General features: G+C 58.4%; 24 protein-coding genes and 1 tRNA gene. 13 read left to right on the top strand and 12 right to left on the bottom strand.

What is annotated here, in order from left to right:
* Nucleotides 1-109 precede the first annotated feature (109 nt).
* A complete protein-coding gene (locus EII11_RS06915) occupies nucleotides 110-508 on the top strand; it encodes a DUF3052 domain-containing protein (protein ID WP_124870620.1) in 399 nt (132 codons plus the stop codon).
* A 934-nt stretch (nucleotides 509-1,442) separates the two neighbouring features.
* A tRNA-Val gene (locus EII11_RS06910) sits at nucleotides 1,443-1,519 on the top strand.
* 93 nt (nucleotides 1,520-1,612) lie between these two features.
* On the opposite strand, the gene EII11_RS06905 is transcribed toward EII11_RS06910, so the two are convergent.
* Nucleotides 1,613-2,008, bottom strand: a complete 396-nt coding sequence (locus tag EII11_RS06905; RefSeq protein ID WP_124870617.1) for a hypothetical protein — start codon at nucleotides 2,006-2,008, stop codon at nucleotides 1,613-1,615.
* 222 nt (nucleotides 2,009-2,230) lie between these two features.
* Between EII11_RS06905 and EII11_RS06900 the strand changes: the two genes are divergently transcribed.
* Genes EII11_RS06900 through EII11_RS06890 form a run of 3 tightly spaced genes read left to right on the top strand, consistent with a single transcriptional unit; the run spans nucleotide 2,231 to nucleotide 3,723 of the window.
* On the top strand, nucleotides 2,231-2,584 hold the full coding sequence (locus tag EII11_RS06900) for a VOC family protein (protein ID WP_124870614.1): 354 nt from the start codon (nucleotides 2,231-2,233) through the stop codon (nucleotides 2,582-2,584).
* A 20-nt stretch (nucleotides 2,585-2,604) separates the two neighbouring features.
* Entirely contained in the window at nucleotides 2,605-3,357 is a 753-nt protein-coding gene (locus EII11_RS06895) for a DNA alkylation repair protein (RefSeq protein WP_124870611.1), read from the top strand.
* A 24-nt stretch (nucleotides 3,358-3,381) separates the two neighbouring features.
* A complete protein-coding gene (locus EII11_RS06890; RefSeq protein ID WP_124870608.1) occupies nucleotides 3,382-3,723 on the top strand; it encodes a DUF2200 domain-containing protein in 342 nt (113 codons plus the stop codon).
* 25 nt (nucleotides 3,724-3,748) lie between these two features.
* On the opposite strand, the gene EII11_RS06885 is transcribed toward EII11_RS06890, so the two are convergent.
* The gene (locus EII11_RS06885; protein WP_124870606.1) at nucleotides 3,749-4,225 is read right to left on the bottom strand and encodes a flavodoxin family protein; all 477 of its coding nucleotides are present in this window, start codon (nucleotides 4,223-4,225) and stop codon (nucleotides 3,749-3,751) included.
* 91 nt (nucleotides 4,226-4,316) lie between these two features.
* Between EII11_RS06885 and EII11_RS06880 the strand changes: the two genes are divergently transcribed.
* Complete coding sequence (locus tag EII11_RS06880) at nucleotides 4,317-5,150, top strand: TetR/AcrR family transcriptional regulator (RefSeq protein WP_124870603.1); 834 nt, start codon at nucleotides 4,317-4,319, stop codon at nucleotides 5,148-5,150.
* A gap of 67 nt (nucleotides 5,151-5,217) precedes the next feature.
* Here the strand turns inward: EII11_RS06880 and EII11_RS06875 are convergent, their stop codons facing one another.
* Nucleotides 5,218-6,021, bottom strand: coding sequence for a MerR family transcriptional regulator (locus tag EII11_RS06875; protein ID WP_124870600.1), 804 nt, complete (start codon nucleotides 6,019-6,021; stop codon nucleotides 5,218-5,220).
* Between the two features lie 163 nt (nucleotides 6,022-6,184).
* Between EII11_RS06875 and EII11_RS06870 the strand changes: the two genes are divergently transcribed.
* Both EII11_RS06870 and EII11_RS06865 read left to right on the top strand, forming a co-directional pair.
* Nucleotides 6,185-7,021, top strand: a complete 837-nt coding sequence (locus EII11_RS06870; protein ID WP_124870598.1) for a hypothetical protein — start codon at nucleotides 6,185-6,187, stop codon at nucleotides 7,019-7,021.
* A complete protein-coding gene (locus tag EII11_RS06865; RefSeq protein ID WP_124870595.1) occupies nucleotides 7,018-7,566 on the top strand; it encodes an HPP family protein in 549 nt (182 codons plus the stop codon). Before EII11_RS06870 ends, EII11_RS06865 begins: the two co-directional genes overlap by 4 nt.
* Nucleotides 7,567-7,646: 80 nt before the next feature.
* On the opposite strand, the gene EII11_RS06860 is transcribed toward EII11_RS06865, so the two are convergent.
* The 3 genes from EII11_RS06860 to EII11_RS06850 form a co-directional block, all read right to left on the bottom strand.
* Nucleotides 7,647-8,480 (bottom strand): hypothetical protein, encoded by an 834-nt coding sequence (locus EII11_RS06860; RefSeq protein ID WP_124870591.1) that lies wholly within the window; start codon nucleotides 8,478-8,480, stop codon nucleotides 7,647-7,649.
* Nucleotides 8,477-9,160: a DUF6318 family protein gene (locus EII11_RS06855; protein ID WP_124870588.1), complete on the bottom strand. Its 684-nt coding sequence runs from the start codon at nucleotides 9,158-9,160 to the stop codon at nucleotides 8,477-8,479. Before EII11_RS06855 ends, EII11_RS06860 begins: the two co-directional genes overlap by 4 nt.
* Before the next feature lie 148 nt (nucleotides 9,161-9,308).
* The gene (locus EII11_RS06850) at nucleotides 9,309-10,763 is read right to left on the bottom strand and encodes an NAD(P)/FAD-dependent oxidoreductase (protein ID WP_124870585.1); all 1,455 of its coding nucleotides are present in this window, start codon (nucleotides 10,761-10,763) and stop codon (nucleotides 9,309-9,311) included.
* Nucleotides 10,764-11,027: 264 nt separating this feature from the next.
* Between EII11_RS06850 and EII11_RS06845 the strand changes: the two genes are divergently transcribed.
* Entirely contained in the window at nucleotides 11,028-11,963 is a 936-nt protein-coding gene (locus EII11_RS06845) for a pentapeptide repeat-containing protein (RefSeq protein ID WP_124870582.1), read from the top strand.
* Between the two features lie 209 nt (nucleotides 11,964-12,172).
* Here the strand turns inward: EII11_RS06845 and EII11_RS06840 are convergent, their stop codons facing one another.
* From EII11_RS06840 to lipB, 5 genes are read right to left on the bottom strand one after another with little or no spacing between them, the layout of a single operon-like run.
* Nucleotides 12,173-13,279, bottom strand: coding sequence for an ankyrin repeat domain-containing protein (locus tag EII11_RS06840; protein WP_124870579.1), 1,107 nt, complete (start codon nucleotides 13,277-13,279; stop codon nucleotides 12,173-12,175).
* Nucleotides 13,239-13,646 carry a hypothetical protein gene (locus EII11_RS06835; protein WP_124870577.1) on the bottom strand — a complete coding sequence of 136 codons (408 nt, stop codon included), beginning with the start codon at nucleotides 13,644-13,646 and terminating at the stop codon, nucleotides 13,239-13,241. Before EII11_RS06835 ends, EII11_RS06840 begins: the two co-directional genes overlap by 41 nt.
* A 2-nt stretch (nucleotides 13,647-13,648) precedes the next feature.
* The gene (locus EII11_RS06830; protein WP_240623096.1) at nucleotides 13,649-15,331 is read right to left on the bottom strand and encodes a class I adenylate-forming enzyme family protein; all 1,683 of its coding nucleotides are present in this window, start codon (nucleotides 15,329-15,331) and stop codon (nucleotides 13,649-13,651) included.
* Nucleotides 15,328-16,362: a lipoyl synthase gene (lipA, locus tag EII11_RS06825; RefSeq protein ID WP_124870574.1), complete on the bottom strand. Its 1,035-nt coding sequence runs from the start codon at nucleotides 16,360-16,362 to the stop codon at nucleotides 15,328-15,330. Before lipA ends, EII11_RS06830 begins: the two co-directional genes overlap by 4 nt.
* On the bottom strand, nucleotides 16,359-17,063 hold the full coding sequence (gene lipB, locus EII11_RS06820) for a lipoyl(octanoyl) transferase LipB (RefSeq protein WP_124870571.1): 705 nt from the start codon (nucleotides 17,061-17,063) through the stop codon (nucleotides 16,359-16,361). Before lipB ends, lipA begins: the two co-directional genes overlap by 4 nt.
* 162 nt (nucleotides 17,064-17,225) lie before the next feature.
* Between lipB and EII11_RS06815 the strand changes: the two genes are divergently transcribed.
* From EII11_RS06815 to EII11_RS06800, 4 genes are all read left to right on the top strand, one after another.
* Nucleotides 17,226-17,681 carry a DUF2871 family protein gene (locus tag EII11_RS06815; protein WP_165867092.1) on the top strand — a complete coding sequence of 152 codons (456 nt, stop codon included), beginning with the start codon at nucleotides 17,226-17,228 and terminating at the stop codon, nucleotides 17,679-17,681.
* Between the two features lie 238 nt (nucleotides 17,682-17,919).
* On the top strand, nucleotides 17,920-19,731 hold the full coding sequence (locus tag EII11_RS06810; RefSeq protein WP_124870565.1) for a DHA2 family efflux MFS transporter permease subunit: 1,812 nt from the start codon (nucleotides 17,920-17,922) through the stop codon (nucleotides 19,729-19,731).
* 39 nt (nucleotides 19,732-19,770) lie between these two features.
* On the top strand, nucleotides 19,771-20,649 hold the full coding sequence (locus EII11_RS06805; protein WP_240623095.1) for a Nif3-like dinuclear metal center hexameric protein: 879 nt from the start codon (nucleotides 19,771-19,773) through the stop codon (nucleotides 20,647-20,649).
* Nucleotides 20,646-21,374, top strand: a complete 729-nt coding sequence (locus tag EII11_RS06800; protein WP_124870562.1) for a zinc ribbon domain-containing protein — start codon at nucleotides 20,646-20,648, stop codon at nucleotides 21,372-21,374. The genes EII11_RS06805 and EII11_RS06800 overlap by 4 nt, the downstream gene beginning before the upstream one ends.
* A gap of 110 nt (nucleotides 21,375-21,484) precedes the next feature.
* On the opposite strand, the gene EII11_RS06795 is transcribed toward EII11_RS06800, so the two are convergent.
* The gene (locus EII11_RS06795) at nucleotides 21,485-22,309 is read right to left on the bottom strand and encodes a YaaA family protein (RefSeq protein ID WP_124870559.1); all 825 of its coding nucleotides are present in this window, start codon (nucleotides 22,307-22,309) and stop codon (nucleotides 21,485-21,487) included.
* Between the last annotated feature and the right edge of the window lie 37 nt (nucleotides 22,310-22,346).

Raw genomic sequence — 22,346 nt, 5'->3', positions numbered from 1 at the left:
CAGAAAAGTCTGCGCTTTGCTGACCAAAGGGGCCGCACTGCCTTACGATTAGGAGCGTGATTGCAATTCATGTGCCATGTGGGCATATTTTGGAAGGTGGTCGGAAGTCGTGGCGATGAGCCTTGGTTTCACAAAAGGACAAGTGATCCAGGAGTTCTACGTCGATGACGACGCCGACGAAGCGCTCCGCGAAGCAGTAGAGGCCGAAACCGGCAGCGAACTCGTTGATGGTGATTACGGTGATGTCGTTGACGGAACCATCATCTGGTGGCGAGAAGAAGACGCCGAAGAAGAGGACCTGACAGATCTTCTGGTTGATGCCATGTCCAATTTGGATGATGGCGGCCTCATCTGGGTGTTGATCCCCAAGCCCGGCCGCCCGGGCGCAATTCCCGTGGCAGACGTGGAAGAGTCAGCAAAGACCGCTGGCCTCAACACCACCTCCGCCGCTTCGGTGGGTGCCGATTGGGCGGGCATTCGCCTGACAGCCCGCTCGCGCAACCGCTGATTTCCCCTGACGTCGCCGCGTTCACCTTGTCGCCCCTGATTGACGAGGTGAACGCGGCCTTACTATGCCCTCAAATAAGATTGCGCGTTGGGTAATCTGTGTTGAGCTGGGTGCTCAGCGCTGGGCGTTCTGCGGCGGGGTGCCTTCGTGAGGTGGAGGGGGTTGTACGGAAATGTTGCTCTGCCGTGCTGTATTGGTTACCTGAGAGTTTGGGGACTGGGGTGTGTGTGGAGGTGTGGGTATCTGAGAAGACGATATTACGGCGACGGCAGGGCTGTTGTGATGCAGTTTGTGACCTAGATAAATGGCATGCAGACATAGGAACGGAATTGCTGCGCTAAGAAGGATATAGAGTCCGTAGAAGAGATAAGAAATATGGTAAATGTCGAATCCGGGAAGATAGCTGGATGCGACTCCCAGGAGGAGCATAAGAGGGGACGCGAAGCAGATGATTGAATAGATGGTGCGGTAGTTACCTCGAAGGGATATGAGGGCGCCAATGCCGGCCAAAACGTGGAGAATCCAGCCACCGTAAAACCAAAAAATTGCCCAGATCAGTAGGCCATATCCCTGTGTTGAAAAAGGGGCGTCGCGGGGGAAGGTGTCGGTAATTCCCACCAAGATAAGTGACAGAGGCCCAAGAAGGGGTGTGAGCAGTAGAAACGCACCGAACTTAGTAGCAAACCTAGAGGGTTGTATTGTCATAGAAAGCTCCAAAAAGGGGGGTCGAAAGGGGCACTGACGGGTTGTATCACTGCTCGGGCTACATCCTACTCAGAATCCAAAACAGTCGCGTTAGGTCTAAATCTTACGCAACACCACGCAAGATGTCCCCTGACGTGCACGATGGGAGTTGGGTGAGGTCTTGAGGGGCCGAATTTCCCTTAGGGTCTGACTGTGAGCTATACTTGTCCATTGTGCGCGTGAGCGCAACGGGCCTATAGCTCAGTTGGCTAGAGCAACTGGTTTACACCCAGTAGGTCGGGGGTTCGAGTCCCTCTGGGCCCACCATGATGGTCTTATACGAGCCATCGGCAACATGAATATCGGATGTAACTCCTTCGGCTGAAGCCGGGGAGTTTTTGCTATTTGCTTCCTGTCGGCTCAGGCCACCGTGGCCGCCTCACTTGTGGCCCGCACAGGCCTCGCCAAAAGAAGAAGGAGAGCGGCAGCAAGGAAGGCTAGCGGAGCACCTACTGCCGCATAGAGGAAGCCGCTTGTCCACGCGGGTTCTGCGGCCGAGGTGTCGGCTGCCTCACCAAGCGCCATGAAAGCACTCTGCGCGTACCCGAGGAAGCTCACGCCAAGCAGCCACAGAACAGCAACCGCGGCCTTTACGCTGCCGGTGATGGTGGCACTCGTTGCCAGGAGCCATGCGGCAGCAAGAAGGGCAAGTATTGCGAAGACCCACCCAAACGGCAGGATGAAGCCGAGCACGACAACGGCGAGAGGCCAGACAGCAAGGTGGATCCGCTGAATCGACGAAGACTCCGAATGCATGAAGACAGCTCACTTTCCGCCAGAAGCATGAGGTCGTCGTTGAGCTCAACACTGAAAGCCTATCGAGAGCGATTGACGGTGGGTAAGAGGGAGCGTTTTTCTTGTGTTGCTGCGTGCGGCTCGCCCCCGCGCGTTTGGATGTGCTGAGGCAATCGCAGTATGTGGGTGCTACTCTCGACGGACACTCTTCCTCGAACATACTCAGAAAGTGAGTCGTGCTCCATGCCAATCCGCAACTTTGTCAGCACTTTGCCTGTCCTCACTGTGCCCGATCTTGCTGCTGTCCAGCAGTGGTACGTTGCGCTCTTGGGTGAAGCGACCGTTGTGCCTGACGAAGGTGTTCTTGAATGGGAAGTCGCTCCTGGGCATTGGATTCAGCTTGCTGAAGAGACCGGCAGTAATTGTGCAGGTAGTGTGATTGTCGAAACCTCTGACCTGGCTGAACTACACGCCTCACTTCTTGGCGAAGGCTTCGACATCGGTGAGATTGTTGATTATGAGGTCGTGAAGTTCGCTGAACTCAACGATCCCGCTGGAAATACCATCCAGTTTGTCGAGGTCGTCGACAACGGTTAAGAAGTCGCAAAGGACCTTCCATGGCTCGTACTGTCGCCCAGGTGACGCCCGAACGTCTGGCAGAACTCGAAGCGGGTGCTCCCTCAACCCATCTCACCGAGATTTTGGCAATTACGCAGTCGCGGCTCGCTGCAAGTATTACTGACAATCAGATTCTTTTAGCGGCCATTGCACAGGTCGACTCATTGGGAATAGCCGCCCGAATGCGCAGCATTGGCCGGATTCTTCACGAACACCTCTCCGCTGACGAACTGGAAACACTAGCCAAGCATCCCTCAGACACCATTCGCGGGTGGACCTGTTTTGCCATTGTCCACGATGAGCGCGCCGCCAAGATTGATTGGCTTCTCGCAGCTCTCCGCCCGTTCGCCAACGACGAGCATTTTGGAGTGCGCGAGTGGAGTTGGCTTGCGGCCCGCCCTCGCCTTGTTGCCTCCCTTGACGAGGCTATCGCAGCCCTCTTTGCCTGGACCAGCGACGAATCAGCCAATATCCGCCGCTTCGTGAGCGAATCCCTACGGCCGCGCGGGGTGTGGGCGCAGCACATTGCCGAGTTGAAGTCCGACCCCCAGCGAGGACTGCCATTAATTGAACCCCTGCGCGCCGATCCGTCCGCCTATGTCCAAGACTCTGTGGCGAACTGGCTCAACGACGCTTCTAAAACTCAACCAGAATGGGTGGAAGAGACATGTGCGCGCTGGCTGGACGAGAGTCCCTGCGATAACACCCAGCGCATCGTGTCTCGCGCGTTACGCTCCCTCAAACGCTCATAGGAATACCGCTAGTAGGATCACCCGATGCACAAGATTTTTTCGATGCCCGTCGCCTCGGTCTACCCTCACTACCTCACGAAAGTCACGAAGAAAGGCCGCAGCGAGGAAGAACTCATGGCAGTCATCACCTGGCTGACTGGATTTACCGAGGAGGAGGTGCGAGGCCACCTTGCACAGGAAACCACCTTCGCTGACTTTTTCGAGGCTGCCCACCTCACTCCTCATGCTGTACTTATCACTGGCGTGGTGTGCGGCGTGCGGGTTGAGGAGGTTGAGGATCCCTTCATGCAAAAGATCCGATACCTTGACAAACTCGTCGATGAACTCGCCCGAGGCAAAGCGCTTGAGAAGGTTCTGCGGTCCTGACGACCACCTTCATGGGAAGTACGCTTTAGACAAGGCCCGCTGCCCACTGCGCGGCGCGTTCACTTTCTCCCGTCCGTAGGGGGCCTTTCATGCCTTCGACGAGGAAGTGCTCAAGGGGAAGATCGCTCTGGCGATAGCGTCGTGCCAAGAGTTTTCGACCCTCTTTCGCCGCCGATCCCGCAAACCAGCTTGTACTGGTGACCGTTGTGAAGAAGGCAATGCGAAGCTGCTCCGAGAAGGTGAGCGAGCTCAGCCATTCTCGTACACCTCGCTCCGCATCGCTGGCGCCGGTTTGGCGGCGAGTGTTTGTGCGCGATAGGCCGCGGCTGTGGGTCGGGGCTCCGATGATCAAGAGGCCGATCTCCGAAGGAATCTGATCGGGTGCCTCTGTCGCAGAACACTGGTCAACGTGGTGGCCAAGGGCGGACAGGGCATCGTTCAACACGTCTGCGATCTGTCGCGTGTTGCCAAACCATGACTCAACAACAATGAGTGTCTGCATCGCTTTCTCCCATCTTCATCCTTTTGGTACTGACAGTACCATATATAGGACTGCAAGTATCATATGGGTGAGGTCTTGCTACTCTGGGCGCATGCCTCGACAACGGATCAATGACCGCGAAACAGAACGCCGCATGCTCGATGCCGCCATCGAAATTGCCCAAGAGAGAGGCTTTCAGGCAAGCCTTGAGGGTATCGTCTTTGACGAGGTCGTACGCCGTGCCGGAGTCTCCCGAACGTCGGCTTACCGTCGCTGGCCTGCCCGTGAACTCTTCTACGGCGACATTCTCGTCGAACTCGCACACGGCACCGCACTCCGCGGGAGCGAAGAGAACGTGCTTCACCAACTTGTGCCAATCATCCGCGAGCGCGCTGCCTCATTAACAACTCACCAAGATCGGCAAAACCTCATCGTCGAAATCCTCAGAATCTCACTCCACGCTGACTACCGTGTCGCTAGCACCTCCCCTCAATGGAAAGCCTTTCATGCCCTGCTTGCCAGCCACTCAGGTCTTGCTGACCCAGAGCTGCGCGCACGTGTAGGCGAAGCGCTTCGCACCACACTTGAGGACTTCAACCAGAAGCGAGCACGCGTCTACGCCCAATTTGCGGCTCTCTTCGGGTACCGTCTGGTTCCACCCCTGGCAGGTCCTGATGGCTTTGACTTCATGAGCAGAGCACTTGGCGCGCTCTTCCTCGGACTCATCCAAAGTGAGGCCACATATGACACTAACGAGGCTCCTCGTCTGATGCGGCCTTTTGGAAGCAGCGAGCAAAGCGAATGGATTCCTGCCGTGTACATGCTGGCTGGAGCACTGCTGTCTTATGTCGAGCCAGACCCTCATGCGCAATGGGATAAGACCCGCGTCCAAGACTTTATTGCTGCGATGGAGTCATATCTCAACACCTCTGCGCACTCTTCATAGCGCGAAGAATGAACAAGGCTGGGGCTTTCACTTCACACTTGCCCCAGCCTTGTCTCATCTTTCTGTACTACTCCCACTCAACGGCCGCAGGATCAACGCCCTGTGCGCGAGCATTGCCATGAATGACCTCAACAAGCCACGCAGCCAAACCGGGAGCCACCTTCTCATAGTGAGCCTCAAAACGCGGATCCGCCGTGTACCCGCGAGCTATCAACACCTGCTTAGAGATGCTGACATCAAACCAGCGAGACAGATTCTGACGGTGCGCCTCAGCCAGGGCGTTGGCCTCGTCAGACCCGGGCTTCACCCCGCGCGCCATCGCATCAGCCAAACGCGACTCCAACTCGTCCAGCTCACGTTTTGCCTGCGCCCAATCCGCCGCCGACATGCTCGCCTGGCGGCGCTGACTCTCGGCCCAGTCCGGGGTATCGCCCCAACGAACGTGGGCCTCAGCCTCGTACTCAGGGGACCAATCCTCACCAAAAAGCGCGGCTTTTTCCTCGGTGGTCAAGGGCGTGTTACTCATCGTCATCTCCTCTAAAAGTGTCTCAACAGAATCCATGAGCGAATGCAGGTGCATGGCCTTTTCCCGCAGGAGTTCCAACTGCGCGCGCACATGTGACACCGCATCTCCTGGGGAGTCCAACACCTGGCGGATAACCTCCAGGCTCATGCCAGTCTCGCGATACACCAACGCATGACGAACCCGCTCCACATCAGCATCGGTATAGATCCGATGCCCCGCCCACGTTCGCTCAGATGGGCTGGCCAGGCCGATTGCATCCCAGTGATGCAGGGTACGTACCGTGATCCCGTACAGGCGGGCGACCTCGCCAATGGTGTATTCGCCAGAAGGCTGCGTTTCGCTCATGACCACCACTTTCGACTATGACGCAACGTCAGGTGCAAGTCTGCCAGTTCCAACGTGACATCACGCAAAACACTCCCCACGCGCTCAAGAGGTGAAGTCAGCAGGTTTACACTGACAAAAGCACACCCACAACACGCTGAAAGACCCTCCAAGGAGGCCACCAGTGAACACCACGTCGGCCACCACTCCCGCCACTGACAGGCGCACCCAAAAACTGCCGGTATTTCGATCAAACATGGCAGCCTCTTGGCGCTCCCTACTCTTCTGGAGCATCTTCCTCCTAGCCGCAGTGATACTTCTCCTGCCTTTTCACACGACCTTCACCACCCCATCGGTGCTTGCAGCCGTCAACCGTCTGCCTTGGGTCATCTACTGGACCCTGCGCTTTGACCAGATCCACACGGGGCCCGGCTACGTTCAAGCGATGATCTTCAGCGGTATAGGATTCCTGGCCATGATCGCTGCGGGAATCCAATGGGGAAGTGCAGCAATCGCAGGAGCTGAAGAGGACGGCACTCTTCATACCGTCATAGGCCGTGGCGTTGGCCCCATTCAATACTGCCTTGAGGCCAGCGCCGCAGTTCTAACACGTCTGAGCATCATCGCGCTCATCACCTATGTGGCGATTCGCTGGCTGAATAAGCCCCTTGGAGTCGGGCTCAAGACACGACTACTAGGGCAGACAACAATCGTGTGGCTAGGGCTTGGAGCACTCGTCGCTGCAATCGCCATCCTTGTCGGTGCCTATATCGGCAAGCGCCTTTGGGCAGTTACGGCGGGAATAATTGTCACCGTATCGAGCTACACGGTAGACGCCATATCGCGCCTGAATCCCAACTGGCATTGGATCGCTGATCTCTCCCCAGTGGATTGGGCATTCGGAGACAACCCGCTGTGGAAGGGCTTAGACGGCTGGGGCGAAATAAGCCTCTGGGTGTTAGCTCTCATGCTCACTGTCGCCGCGGCGATACTCTTCCGACAGAGGGAAGGTGGCGAGTGAATCAAGCAGATAAAAATCATTCACGAGGCGGACGCTTCAAACCCCCAGCAGCGCTGCGCAACCTCATTATCCGCACCGAGGACCACCCGTCTATGCCTCGGGTCATTATCGGTAGTCTCGGTGCCGCACTGACAATCGCATTGATCGCCCTATTGGACACGAGTTCGCACTACCCGCTGCTCGCAACTGCTTTCGGATCGTCTTGCGTGCTGGTTTTTACGCTGCCAGAGTCAACAGTTTCTCAACCCATCAACGTTGCCGGTGGGCACGTCGTCACCACCATCTGCGGCCTCGTGGCCGTGCATTTCCTGCCCATACGCTGGTGGAGCATCGGTATGACACTAGCCGTATCAATCATCCTCATGGCGCTGCTACGTGTCACCCACCCGCCAGCAGGAGCGAACCCTCTGGTTGTCATGAGTGCGGCTACCCCATGGAGCTACCTGCTGTGGCCAATGTGCGTGGGCATCGCAATCGTTATTGTGATGGGGCTGATCTACCACCGACTCACCGGAACGACCTACCCTGCACCCGTTGAGCGGTAGTCATACGGATCTGGCACGACAAGCAAGTAGACGCTGAAGTGAGCGACCCAAAGGGAGGGTGATCACTGCGTCGATCCGAGTTATCGACCCTGGAGTTCTTCGGCTGTATCAGTTAAGTATCCTCGAGCCTTACGTACCTCGAAAGGAGCTGAGCGCTCCCGGGTGATCATTGCACCTGGGACTGTGAGAACCTCCCCAGTGACAGGGTGTGTAACGGTGGCTGTCCATGTGGTTTCCAAGGCGACGGTCTGTGAGGTGAAGGGCTGTTGGTAGGTGTGGCGTAGTCGTGAAATGGGGTAGGGGCCTGACGGATCGGTGGTGATCAGGGGAGGGAGGCCATCACCGAAGTCGTACTTGTAGGAGCTTGCCGAAAAGCTCACGGTGACGTCGTAGCCCAGGATGTGGAGTGTTTCTGAGCGGGTGGGTTGGGTGGCATGGACCAGGGTGGGGACGCCAACGTAGGCGCGCAGGTGGGGTTGGACTTGTAGTCCTGCACCTTCGATTCTTGCTTGTGACAGGGCGTGGTAGAGAAGGTCGATGGGTGGGATCTCTTCTGGTGGTGATTCGTCGGGGAAGTTGATGGGGCAGATGTCGCTGTCTCCCCAGATGCCGCCGTTTATCTGGCCGCTGCAGCCCAGGTTGACGTTCTTAGGTAGTGCGCGTCGGCCAAGCTCGGCCTGAACTTCACCGGGAGCAAGATCAGGGGCGGAGTATGCTCCATCGCGGAGTTTTTCTCTTTCTAAGACGACATCAACGATGCCGCGATCGTTAGCACTTCTGGCAGAACCAAGAACGGAGATTTCTGATTCGTCGCCGGATTTATTGTCGTCGAGAGGAAAGAGTAGGGGAGCATCCGTAAACAGAATTGGAGCGAATAAGCATGTGAGTAAAGAGAGAGGGATGGAAGGCATCATTGACTTTGTTCATCCTCCGCATCAGCGCCCGTGATCTTCCATATTCCATCAAATTGACGCATCTGAACATGGAATTGAGCTTTCTCACTAGGGTATTGTTTTAATGTTGTGCCGTTGTAGAGGTTGTGCCTATCAGACTCAATATGCAGGATCGTATCCCACAACCCCGGATAGTTGGTCGATTCAAAGGCTGGTTCAATGCTGAGGACGCGATTGTTAACGTGTTCTCCCCAACCTCCTACTGCGGTGCGCTTGTCTGTTTCGTCGGCTACGGCTGTGCACCATCCGCATGATTCGGCACTGATCGAACGCAGCAGGCTGGTGTCTCCGCTCAACCACGTGTAATCAAGAACCTCAACAAAGTATTCCGCGAAAGCCTCAGCTCCGTTTTGATCGTAGACCTTCGCCACCTCAGGAAGTTCAGGAGGCGTGATTTCGTAAATGCTTTTAGGTCGTAGAAGTTTTCCCTCCGGGCTGACCTCGTAATGGCCGGACATGACTTTGTCTGCACTGCGCGTCATTCCAGACTGGGCATCGTCTGCCGAATGTGCAGATTGGAAGAAGGGTATTTCCGATATGGGCCGGTCATCTTGGGCGCAGCCTGCAAGAAGGCTCCCCGAAGTCATGATAACGACGGCGAAGATTGCAGCAGTCTTTTGTGATGCGCGGAACTTACTCATATAGCCACGCTACAACGCCACATTCTGTTTCCGAAGGCGAATAGAAAATCTGTGGATAACTTTAAGGTGCGGACTTAATGCGCGGGCCTGTCCTCTCATAAGAGCAGCAGGCCCGAGCATCGAGAACAGGCAGCGACGAGATTAGGGGTTACTTGCCTGGCGCGTCAAGGGTTTCGTCTCGATCGCGGGTTTCCTCGTCAGCTTCGCTTAGTGCGCTGTCATCGTCCGTTTCAGGGCTACTGTCATCGGTGGTACTGCGGACTTCTTCTCCCGCGACAAGGCGTCCTGACGAACCCGTACCCAGCTGCTCCAGAGCCAGGCGGCCCACCATCTGCTGGTTGGTGGTGGTGCGCTCGGATCGCGCATTGGAGACGAAGCTAATGAACCAGTGCAGCAAGGTACCGACCTGCGCCTTGAAGCCCACAATGTAGAGCAGGTGCAGGAAACACCATGCGAACCAGGCGGGGAAGCCGGTGAGTTTTAGGTTGCCCATGCTCACCACGGCCTTGAATCGGGCGATGGTGGCCATGGAACCCTTGTCCTTGTATGCAAAAGCGGTGGCCTTGGGTGCGCGGCCGTTGGTGCGGGCAACGATCTGGTCGGCTACAAAATCGGCCGCCTGAATGGCCCCCTGAGCCACACCGGGCACGCCCGGCACGGACATGAGGTCACCAATGACGAAGATTTCTGGGTGGCCGGGGATGGTCAAGTCAGGGGCGACGACCACGCGGCCAGCGCGGTCAAGTTCCACGCCGGTGCGTTCGGAGAGGACTTTGCCCAGTTCGGAGCCCTGCACGCCGGCAGCCCACACCTTACACACGGTGTCGATGCGGGTTTCCTCGCCAGAATCGAGGGACTTAATGGTCACCGACTCACCGTCAACATTGGTGACAATGCTGCGCGGGCGAACCTCGACCCCCAGTTTTTCGAGGGCGTCGCGCGTGGCATCGCCCAGTTTTTCACCAAAGACGGGCAGGGGGCGGTCCGCACCGTCCATGAGGATAACGCGCGCCTTTGCGGGATCGAAATTGCGGAACTCGCCGCGCAGAGTGTGGGAGGCGAGCTCTCGGATCTGCCCGGCCATCTCCACTCCCGTGGGGCCAGCGCCAACGACGACGAAGGTCAGGAGCTTTTCGATCTCTCCCGGATCGGTTTCCAGTTCGGCCAGTTCGAACGCGCCAAAGATGCGGGCTCGCAGTTCGAGGGCATCGTCAATGCTCTTCATGCCGGGAGCGAAGACCGCGAAGTGGTCGTTGCCGAAGTAGGACTGCCCAGCACCAGCCGCGACAATGAGAATGTCGTAGGGGGTTTGCTCGGGGCGGTTGTGGTTACGCCAGTGGACGATGCGGTTTTCGGTATCAATGTCGACAACCAGGCCCAGGATCACCTGCACGTTCTTCTGTTTACGCAGGATTTCGCGGGTGGAGGGGGCGATCTCGCCCGCGGAGAGGATGCCGGTGGCCACCTGGTAGAGCAGGGGCTGGAAGAGGTGGTGGCTAGTTTTTGCGATCAGCGTGATATCCACATTGGCTTTGCGGAGCTTACGGGTGGCAAAGAGGCCGCCAAAGCCTGAGCCAATGACCACGATACGCGGGGTAGACATGATTCCTCCTGAATTAGAACATGTCCATCTTATCTATTTTGAGGTGCTGAGAGCAGGGGAGTGGGATGAGGGGAGGGGCACACTTGGAGCAGGGCATGAAGTGTCATGCGCAGCTCAAGGGGTCCTCCAGAGCCTGCGAACAACTGCTATACGAAGTGGAAGCAGTCAGGCAAAATTGTCATATGAGCGCATCCCAGGGGCGTGAGGGCAGGACAAGGATTCTGGCCAACTTAGCGTGATAAGCCGAGAAAGGAGTCAAAGAAGTTGAGGGGAGGGCATTTTTGGCGGACATGGTCCCTGCTGAGGATGATCGCTGCGTGGGTCGCCATCGCCTTTATGTTGTTTGTTACTGCTGGACTCGCTATCTGGTGGTTTTTTATCAATGATCCACTGACTCCGGGGGCTGATCTATTTGTTGGCGAAAATGGAGTGGACCCACTGAAGTTCGTCCAGACTATTCTGGCGATTGTCGGTGGTGTAGGCGCAGTGGGCTATCTCGTCATTAAGTATCGCGAGCGTTCTGACGCGGAATCCTCAAAGGTAGATCAGCGACTCCTTGAAGCAGTGACCCAGCTAGGTTCCGACTCTCCGCAAGTGCGTATTGCTGGAGTGTATGCCTTGGCTGATATTGCCGATACTTTCCAAGGGCCGTACAAGCAACGCGTCGTCGACATTCTGTGCGGTTACTTGCGTACAGATCGATCCGATGGTGATGCCCAGCAGTCAGATACTTCCGCGCCAATCCGTTTCCTTGACGCGGCAGTAGAATCAACGGTCCTTAGCGTAATCGGATCCCATGTGGATCGGTGGTGTTCCGTCACGCGCAGTTGGAGTGAGTGTAACTTCGATATCCATGGCGCTGTACTGCACGAGGATATACCTTTCGGAGAAACCAGATGGGAGGGAATATTCAATGCCAAGAGAATCCAAATTTTGGGACAGGCAGATTTTAGCGAGGCGTGGTTTGATCATGGGCCCGACTTTAGTAAGGCGTTGTTTGATGCTCGGGCGTTCTTTGGATGGGCGTCTTTTGGTAAGAGGGCGATCTTTAGTGGATCGTCGTTTAAAGAGGATGCGAACTTTGGTGGGGCGTCGTTTGGCAAGGGGGTGGATTTTACCGGAACGCGGTATGGCGAGGGAAGCGTGCTGACTGAGCTGCAGCAGGAATGGCTTCGACGTGAGATCGCTGAAGAACAGTAACAAGATGGGCACGTTGAAGAAGATACTGCTCAAGAACCAAGCAATGAATCTGGTGTTGACAATGCTGAAGAGAATGACAATGCCGGTTCCGTTGCTGACGACACTCTTGGGGAAAGTGGTGCCGCCGACGAAAAGTCGACGGATAACAACTGAGTGGATCAGAAGCGCTGGGCTGGAAGTAGACAGAGCCTAAAAGAAACAGTCAGCGCCTAGAAAATCGAATTCACGGCCTTGCCGGGATCAGACCAGAAGTCCTCCCAGGTGCCCAATTCGTGCAGTTCATGGTGCTCGGTATCCCAGATGAAAAGCTGCCGCGTTTTCCCATGCCAGAGCACCTGGTACATGTCGTCGTAGTGTTCGAAGCTGTCACACAGCAGGAGGTACTTCTTCCGGCGGATCGTCAGGGGCCGCAGATTCAAGAAATCCAGGAACTCAATCCAAGTGACAGTCTCTTCCTCAGGGAAAGAAAGACGCCGATCCTCAGAACTGACCAGATCCACAAGCTCCTGAGGAAGTGTGAAGGGCTTGAGCTCGCGTTCCTTCTCCGCCTGGTTATGCCACTCCTCAGGCTCTAGGGATCGCAGGTACTCTGCCAGCTTCAGATCCTTTGTCTTCAAAGCCGCAGTGTATGGCCGCTCGCCTGTACGATCTGCGATCGTCACATCAGCCCCATGCTCGACCAGGAAGCGCACAACCTCCGACTGTCCATGACGGGTGGCACTTAAGACAGCCGTCGGCGCATAGGGCTCGACCATGTCGGGCTCGTGATAGTTCACATCAACGCCGCGAGCCAAGAGTTCTGCCAGCGCCTCTCGATTGTCTGTCCACGCCAGCACGCGGAACAGGTTGCCCGCAAAGTCGCGCACCGGAATGCCAATATCCTCCAGCACAGCAATATTCTCAAAGCGCCCCTCATACCCAACAGCGGAATACAGAGCCTTCTTCTGCTCGGCACTCAGCGTGCCTACCTGATCGCGGAATAACTCAATGACTTCGCGACCGGCATAACGCGCCGCCAACTGCAGCAACGCAACGCCGTCAGTCCCGGAAATATCCTGTTCACGCAGCCATCGACAGACCTCCGGCTGGTTGAGGATGACCGCTACCTGCAACAGGCTCAAGGTCGTGCCGTCTGTTGTCCGAACCGGCGCCAACGCCTCACTACTGGCCGCGACCGCAGCCTGCAAGGCGGGCAGATCGCCCTCGACAATATGGCGAACAACCTCTGGCACGGGACGCAGACGATAGATCCCCAGGCGCAGCGCCTCGCCCTCGTTAGACTCCCGAGACAAGGGGAATCCGGAGTTCGTGAACAATGATCGCTCCAACGTAGGCCTCCTCCGTTCTTGTTACAGTAGCGCTCGCAACTTCACGCAGCGCCCCAAAGAGATCGTCGTTAATGACCCACTCCAGGGAATCGAGGGCGTCCTCGCCGCCGCTGCTTGCTTCCACATGCTCGGGATCAAGACGGCGCAGGCCAGCACCCCCGATCCACAGCTCACCATCGTGAACCGTGTAGCGCGTGCTCAATAGTTTCCACGCGGCATTGAGTGCCACCGAATCCACCCGAAGACACACCTTGTACAGCAGGTCAGAGGTCGTGTGGTTCTCCCACCAGAACAGCGGAATCTGCCACCGGGTAATCAACTCGTCAGGTAGGTAGTCGTGACGTCGTAGTTCCACGTCTACTCCTTACGCGCATCCTCCAATAGTTCGCGTGCCCGGGTCGGGTCGGGTTTCCCCGTTGAGGTCACAGGCAGCGCATCTACCCAGCGTACACAGCGAACCTGCTCCCAGGGGGCCAATTCACCCGCCAGAGCCTCGCGCAATGCACGCGCATCAGGCAGCACAGAACCATTAGGCAGCACAGAATCATCAGGCAGCGCGGCACCGTCAGACAGGCCAGTACCAGAGCCAGACATATCGGCAGTAATACCAGCTGCAGGCACCAGTAGCGCCCCCACAATCTGCCCCCAACGCTCGTCATCCACGCCCACCACCAGGGCGTCAGCAACGCTGTCCAAACGACGCAAGGCCTCTTCCACGCGGCGAGGTGGCACCATTTCAGCAGCGGTGTGAATCATGCGGGACGCGCGCCCAACAATATGAACGAAACCCTGGGCATCCAAGGTTCCAAGGTCGCCGGTTCGCAGCCAGTCCCCGTTACGTGACGCTTCAGTGTCGCCAGGGCGGCGATAGTAGGCGTCGCTCACGCCAGGTCCGCTCACCTCAATCTCACCAATGACATTCGGTGCCGTGATCGCGCGGCCTTCAGCATCCACCAGACGTAGATCAAGGTAGGGGAACGGCTGGCCAATCGCGCCGGGATGCTCAGCGAACACATCGGCAGCCAGCATGGTGCCAGCCCCGGCTGTCTCCGTCATACCCCACACATGGATCGGGGCTAGGCCAATCCCACGAAGTTTGGCCTCCAAGTCGACACTCATCGCATCCCCACCAATCAACGGATTGCGATAAGAGCTGAGGTCCGCTCCCATGCGCGCCTGCGCGTCCACCAGCAGGTGACACATAATTGGCACCAGGAACATCTGGCTCACTCGATAGCGCTCAACAGAGGCCAACACCAGCTCAGGATCAAAACCTGAGAAGACCACCAGCGTTCCGCCGTGGCTGAATGCGTCCAAGGTCGTGCCGTTAAAACCGCCAATATGCGAAAGGGGAGCGCACACGCCCACCACATCCGTGCCCGGGTTGTACTCGAAGCCGTCACGGAACGAGGCAGACCCCCACCACAGGTTCGCATGCGTTAACTCCACGCCGCGCGGAGTCCCAGACGAGCCGGAGGTGTAGACAATGGCGGCCAACTCCTCACCGCATGCGGGCGGCAAGCCCTCAACCGGGGTGGCGGCGGCGACCTCGTCAGCGAATTCCTCAAAGGTCAGCACCGGGCAGGGCAGGGACGGCCCACCCCAGCCGGACGAGGCCTGCGATGCAGGCATAGCAGCGTACTCCAGCAATGGCTCAACGGGCGGCCGCTGCGCAGAGGAAAGCAGGGCACGAACCTCGTCAGTGGTAATGACCAACGCAGGCGCGCAATCCTCCAGCAACTCCAGCAACTGCCCGGCTGGGAGGCGGGGCGACAGCGGCACCGTGACACTGTGATTCCACGATCCTGCCACGTGCACAACAAAATGCCACGGAGAATTCGGGCCGCACACGACCACGCGTTCGCCAGCGCCGACCCCGCGCGCAGCCAAAACTGTGGCAGTCTGACGCACGCGCTCCGCGCTGGTTGCCACATCCCACGTCATGCCAGTGTCTGCCCAGATGAGCGAGGGGCGCCGTGGGTGCTGCAGAGCAGCACGCAGAAGAGCTCGGGCGGGGGAGAGGTCTGGTGTCGGGCTCACTGTCCGGCTGCCTCGCGCTGCAACAGGCGCTCCAGCACAGAACCGGCCTCTTGCTGCGTCGAACCCGAGGAGCCAAGATGAGCCAGGTGCTCGGGAATCTCAAAGCCGCGCGCACGCATACCCTTGGCCCACAGGCTGCCCGCACGGTAGGAGGAACGCACCAGTGGCCCAGCCATGACGCCAGCGAAGCCCATCTCTTCAGCGAGCTTCGACAGCTCAACAAACTCCTGAGGGTGCACCCAGCGGTCCACAGGATGATGCAGTGGAGAGGGGCGCAGGTACTGGGTGAGGGTGAGCAGATCGCAACCCGAATCATGCAGGTCCTGCATGGTTGTCTCGATCTCTTCACGGGTTTCACCCATACCCAGGATCAGGTTGGACTTGGTCACCATGCCGCCATCGTGAGCGCGTTGGATCATGGCCAGGGATCGCTCATATCGGAAGGCGGGGCGGATCTTGGAAAAGATTCGCGGCACCGTTTCCAGGTTGTGGGCGAATACCTCGGGGCGAGCAGCAATGACCTGGTCAATGGCGTCAGCGCCACCGCGGAAGTCATCCACCAGCAGCTCAACGCCGGTGCCAGGGCTCATCTCGTGAATGAGGCGGCAGGTTTCGGCGTAGAGCCATGAGGCGCCGTCGGGTAGATCGTCGCGAGCAACACCGGTGATCGTCGCGTAGCGGAGGCCCAGTTCGGTAACGGACTGGGCAATACGCCGGGGCTCGTCCTGGTCGTATTCGGTGGGCTTACCGGTTGCAATGTCGCAAAAATCGCATCGGCGTGTGCACAGGGCTCCGCCGAGAAGGAAGGTAGCTTCGCGGTCTTCCCAACATTCGTAGATATTGGGGCAGCCTGCTTCGGCGCAGACTGTGTGGAGGCTGCGTGAGCGGGAGAGCTCGCGCATGTCCGTGTAGTTCTGGTTGACGCGTGCGGTGGTTTTAATCCAGGCCGGTTTGTCTTCGATGGGGGTTTGAGAGTTGCGCACCTCAACGCGCAAGAGCTTGCGTCCCTCGGGATCGGGCAGGGTGCTCATTCGTTCCCTCCAAAGAAGTGAGTCAGAGTAGTGGAATCCACGGTGTGCACGCTCTCAATGGGGCGGGCCAGGCATGGGGTGATGGATGTCAGCATGTGGCCTACCAGTGCGTCGGCTGCGGCGGGCACGCTGGTGGTGATGCCTTCTGTTGATAGTGACGCTACATCAGCATCATCAAGGCCGCAGGGAATGATGCCGGTGAAAGCTGAGTCAAAATCAATGTGGACATTGAGGGCAATGCCATGCAAAGTTGCACCTCGGGCCACCTTTAGTCCAATGGCGCAGATCTTGCGGTCCGGGGTGCCGGGTGTGCGAAGCCACACGCCAGCGCGGCCGTCAATGCGACATACGTCAAGGTTCCACTCCTTCTGGAGGGTGGTGAGGACGCCATTTTCGACGGCGCGAATCCATGCGACGGTGTCGACAGGATCGCCCGAGAGTTTGACCACGGGGTAGCACACGAGCTGGCCGGGGCCGTGCCAGGTGACTGAGCCTGCGCGGTCAACGGGAATGACAGGCAGGGATGAGTCAGGGATGTGGTGGTCTTTGGTGTGTCGCCCGGCCGTGTAGGTGGGGGTGAATTCGCCGAGGATGAGGGCGTCTTCGCCGCCTTCGAGGACATCGGTGTGGAGCTTGCGCTGAAGCTGGTCTACTTCCGTGTAGTCCGTCAGCCCAAGGGGGAGAAGATCGAAAATGCGCACGCCCCAATGGTAGCCCCGAGGTGCGTTTGCGTTCCATTTGCGTAAGGGTGAGAAACGATAAGTTTTCGAATGTTTGACGAGGGCGTCGCTGCGGGTCGGGGTGGGGGGAAATGTGTCGAGTGTCGCGGAGCGGGGCGGCACATACCCGGCTATTGTGACTATATGTCAGAAAAATCTTGCGATGTTGCGACTCGCACCTGCCGCCCCTGCATTCTCAAGACCTTGGCCATCATTGCCTTGTCCTGGGCGATCCTTGGACTTCTTGCAGGTGTGGGCTTCCGTGAACTCACCCGCCATGCGACCTCTGATCCAGGAAGCCTTGGCTTGGTGCATAGCCATACCCTCGTGCTCGGCATGTTCATGTCCCTCATGCTCCTTGTCCTTGAAAAGCTCTTCCTTCTTTCGGATTGGAAGTTTTTCAAGCCGAGCCTGGCTGTGTGGAATATCGGTCTGCTAGTCACCGTTGTCATGCTCTTCGTGCAGGGCCTGCGCTCCCTGTGGGAGCTAGAACACTCTGCTGCGCTGGCGGGCGTAGCTGGTCTTGGTCACATTGCTCTGACGATTGGTTTTTTCATGCTCTTCCGTGCACTCTTTGTAGCATTGAAGAAGGAAAAGTGACCTCAGGGACTAGTGAATATGGGGGAAGGAGGGCAGAAGCTTCCCTTCCCCCATATTCACGTCGAAACCTTAGCTTGTGCACGAAAATATGCCTCCCCGCCCTGAGGTTTCGTGCGCAAGCTAAGGTTTCGACGAGGGGGCGAGGGTAAATGTGACGGGGAAATGACATGCTGGGGCAATCTGACTATTTAGGGGGCCTTCTGTTGAGGTGAGGCCCTTCTCCTAATAATCTGACAGTATGTCAGAAAAGAATGGTGGAACACAGGTGACAACACGTCGTGACTTCACGCATGAGGCAGCGGACATAGTGGATGCAGCACTTGAACATCCCAATGCTCACCTTGCCGCACCCACAGACATCACCCACCTTGACCTCACCCGCCAAAGCGACGGTGACATCTCGGAGGCAAGCGCGACTCGCGCCCCCGAAAACCCAGTGAACACGCACCGATGGTGGACCCTGGGCGTCCTCGCGCTCAGCGTCTCCCTCATCGTCATCGACGGCACCATCGTCAACGTCGCCCTGCCTGTCATCATTGCAGCCCTGTCCCTCAGTGCCGCACAAGCAGCATGGGTCACCACGATCTACGCCCTCGTATTCTCCGCTCTGCTCATTATCTCGGGCCGACTTGGCGACCGCTACGGCCGTAAAACCACGTTGATCGTCGGTATCGTCATCTTCGTTATCGCCTCACTCATGGCCTCGACCTCCCAAGGCGCCACGGGCATGCTCGCCGCACGCGCCCTCCAAGGCGTCGGCGGCGCCCTCGTTCTTCCCAGCACACTCTCCACCGTCAACGCCACCTTCTTCGGACGCGACCGGCGCATCGCCTTCGCCGTCTGGGGAGCCGTCATCGCCGGCATGGCCGCCGTGGGCCCACTCCTGGGCGGATGGATCACCACCGGCTTCCATTGGAGCTGGATCTTCACCATCAACCTCCCCATCGGTATCCTCCTCGTCGCAGGCGCGCTCGCTTTCGTCCCTCAAACTAAAGGCCACGGAGCGACAGGCAGCGACATTCCCGGCTTCCTCACCTCCAGCCTGGGCCTAGCCGCTCTTGTCTTTGGCCTCATCCAAGGCCGCGACTACGGCTGGTTTGTTGGCAAAAACGATGCCTCGGGGTGGGTACTTTCACCGGCTTTCCTCGCCCTCGTGTGCGGAGTGGGCCTCTTGTCACTCTTCATTCGTATCGAACACGAGCGTGCCCTTGCAGACAAACCCGTCCTCTTCGACCTGAGCCTCTTCCACTACCGCTCCTTCAGTTGGGGCAACATTGCGGCAATGGTCGTCGCCATGGGGGAATTTGGCCTCCTCTTCGTGCTCCCCCTGCACCTGCAAAACGTTATGGGCCTCAGTGCCATGCAGGCAGGATGGATCCTCACCGCAATGGCAGCAGGTGCCTTCATCTCCGGTGGCATGGCAGCCCCACTCGCTCAAAAGATTGGTCCCTCCCGCGTAGCCACTCTCGGCCTGGGGTTGGAAGCAGCAGGGCTCGCCCTTACCGCGCTCGTTCTCTCTCCAGACTCTGCTCCATGGCACATCGCCGCCCTCCTAGCGATCTACGGTCTGGGCCTCGGGCTCGCATCCGCCCAGCTCACATCCGTGATCCTGGCAGACGTTCCCCTCGCACAATCAGGTGTCGCCTCAGCCGCCCAATCCACTGTTCGACAGGTCGGTACGGCCATGGGTATCGCTGTCGCCTCAACGCTCTTCGTTGCCACTCTTGATGCGGGAGCTCAAGGAAGCCTCAGCGACATCGACGCTCTGCCTCAAGAAGCCGCCGTTGGTATCGAGCAAAGCATTGCCCCCAGCCTGGGACATGTCCTCCACGGCATTGAGAATCCCGACGCCACAGGCAGCTCGGGTGCTTCCTCAACCGCCCAAGAGACGGTGAAACGCATGGATCACACGACTCGACAGGCCATTGCCACTCAGATCCGTACCGTCTCCACAAGCGCTGCGCGCCAAACCATCGGCGTGGCTGCAGGAATTATCCTTATCGGCGTACTGGCCACACTGCGGCTTCCTCGTCAGAGCGGCCGACACTAAGCCCTTCCGCCACGCCTGGCGGGCGATATCCTTAGACCTATGGCAGAAAAATGGACAGTCGCAGACGTCATGGCGCTCATGGAACGTTGGTACCCGGCCTCAACCGCTGAAAGCTGGGACAAAGTCGGCCTTATCCTGGGCGATCCCGCCCGCATTGTTGAGCGAATCCACCTGGCCGTTGACCCCGTCAGCGCCGTCATCGACGAGGCCGTCAACGATGGGGCAGACATGCTCATCACCCACCACCCGCTCTACCTCCGGGGAGCCTCCTTCCTGCCCGAAACCGACCCCAAGGGCTCCATGGTCGCCCGCCTCATCCGCGCCGACATTGCCCTCTTTAATGCGCACACCAACGCTGACGTCGCCCACGACGGCGTGGCCCACGCCCTGGCAGACCTCGTCGGACTGCGCGATGCTGAACCCCTCGACCACGCTGGATTTGACGAGGACGGACGCCCCATTGGCCTGGGGCGCATCGGAACCGTCACGCCCATGAGTTTTGGCGAGTTTGCTGACCTCGTTGCCTCTGTCCTTCCCGCAGGCCCCACGGGACTGCTCGTTGGCGGCGACGAACACGCACGCATTGAAACGGTCGCCGTCTCAGGCGGGGCAGGGGACCATTTCCTCGACACCGCGCGCGCCAAAGGCGCGGACGTGTACCTGACTGCTGACCTACGCCACCACCCTGCCTCTGAGCACCTAGAAGGCGGCGCACCCTACCTGCTGTGTGCCAGCCACTGGGCGAGTGAATGGCCCTGGCTACCACGACTGGCCAGCAAACTAAGGACAGCCGCACAAGAGGCGAATGTGGCGATCAGCGTCGAAGTCTCTACCATTGTCACCGAACCCTGGACGAGCTACCGCCAGATCACCCCCAGCCGCAAGACCACCAGCACCCCCAGTGGAGGACTCTCATGACATTCTCACCCAAGGACCAACTGCTCCTTCTGGAACTGGCGAGCCTGGACAAGCGAGCCTCCGCCTTGAGCCACACCCGCGAATCTCACCCCACTCACGACATCTTGCGTGAACTTGCCGGACGCGCCGACGACCTGCGGCGCGCCGCCGTGGGGCAGAGCGCTGCCATTGCTGACTGTGAACGAGAAGTCGCCCAGATTGAAGCCGACGTTGAAAAGGTCACCACCCGTCGCGCCCTCCAGCAAGGACGTATTGAACGCAACGAGGTGCCCCTGCGTGACGTCACCCCCATGCAGCACGAGATTGCACGCATGACTGAACGTCTCTCCGACCTTGAAGAAGATCAACTCGCCGCTGAAGAGCGCTTGGAGGCTGCACGCGCAGCCCTCGCCGCCATGCACAACGAGGCCACCGCTATCGCCGCTGACGTTGAAGCAGCAAAGGCACGTTTTACTGAGGACATGGCGGAGGTTGAGCAGGAAATGCGCGACGTCCAGGCCGAACGTGATGCCCTGGTGGCAACCTTCCCCGCCGGGCTGATCGGTGAATACGACTATGCTGTGCAGCGCAATGGCGCACTCGCCATTGTTGAAGTTCGTGACGGCGTGGTGGTCAGCCCCGGTGCGCACCTGTCACCAGCAGAACTCGAAGCCGTGAGGCTTGCCCCCGCCGATGAGTTGTACTGGACGGAAGACACCTACCAGATTGTCGTGCGTACAAGCTGAGGTATCGGTCGGTCTGTGTAGCCCGCTCGCCATTTCATCGTGACGGGCTACCACTTGAGGGCGCGCTGCCATGATGAGGAAAACCTCTCACAGTGGCGCGCCCTGTTCTTTCAGTTCGTGACGAGCGTGACAGTGCGCGTCACTCCACCCTTCTTTGTGACCGTAGGCTCAGAAAATTCGACATCTGTCACGCAATGCTCAACGCCTTTTGCGTCACGGACCGGCGCCATTGAGGTTGCCGACGCAACCGCAGTTTCGGCGTCAGCCTCGTCAGTGGGCAACGCTCCCATACGCAAAAGGAAGCCGGTGAGCAGGCCACGCCATTGCTTGGCCTCGTGGGACACCACCGAACGCTTCCCTGCGGCTTCACGGACGACCCCCACTTGCCACACGGTTGCCCACGGAGCGGGGCAGGCATTGCGGTAAGGCCCAGAACGCATATCGAGGATGACACCGCCGTCGTACTCCGCCTGTAAAGCAGCATCCAGATGGGGACGCCATGAGGCAGCAAGACCACCAATGATGGGTAGTTTCACACCCATACTCAGGCGGTGGTCCGGAATGAGATCACCAACCTGTAACACCCCGAACAATCCCGAGAAGATACGGATTGCCCGTCGGGTAGATTCAGCGGCGTCGGCGTCGTGAAGCAAAGAGGGAAGGTCAGCGGCATTGAAAAGTACACCAGTGAAAACTTCCTCACTGGCAGCACACGGGTTAGTCAACAACGCTGCATTCAACTCCAAATCCGCTCGGGACTTTGCCCCTAAACCCAAGATGGCCGCAGCGTCCTCGCCACTACCAAGTCCCATCAGGGCATCTGCCACGCGTTGGCGGTGAGCGTTGAGGTCCGGGTGGGACAAACTCTCCCACCTGAGGGCAGGACCTGATAGGGGAGTGCGCTTACCTTCTGATGGGGGGAGCCAAATCTGCATGCCCTCAACAGTAGAGGAAAAGTGAAGCAGGATCAGC

The organism is Schaalia canis, from assembly GCF_003858455.1.
GTDB lineage: Bacteria > Actinomycetota > Actinomycetes > Actinomycetales > Actinomycetaceae > Pauljensenia > Pauljensenia canis.
The sequence above is the reverse complement of the archived record's forward strand: the minus strand, read 5'-3'. Positions and strand labels throughout refer to the sequence as shown.